1 protein-coding gene is annotated in these 266 nt (G+C 64.3%); it reads right to left on the bottom strand.

The genetic code is table 11. The annotated features are described in order from the left end of the window. Positions 1 to 266: hypothetical protein (locus tag HMPREF3277_RS15050; RefSeq protein WP_210401179.1), on the bottom strand; the 266-nt coding region annotated here is incomplete at both ends.

The raw sequence follows: 266 nt of genomic DNA on the forward strand, positions 1-266 counted from the left end.
ACCCGTGCGGGCAGTGTGCCGGCGATGTGGGGACGCGGTGTGGTGCGTTCGGGACGGAAGGCGAGTTGGGCGGGTATGGCGGTAAAGGTGTGGCTGTAGGCGGTATCGCGGCTGCCGCTGTGTTCCATACTAAGTACCAGCCAGCCGTCGGGTGCTTCGGGGAAGGCGGTATCGGTTTGGAACACTTTCATCGGCGCCATGGAGACGACGTTGCCGCTGCCGTTGGCGACGGTTTGGCGGCAGAGGACGGCTTCGTTCAACAGGGT

The sequence above is a fragment of the Neisseria sp. HMSC70E02 genome, from assembly GCF_001838645.1.
GTDB classification, from domain to species: domain Bacteria; phylum Pseudomonadota; class Gammaproteobacteria; order Burkholderiales; family Neisseriaceae; genus Neisseria; species Neisseria macacae.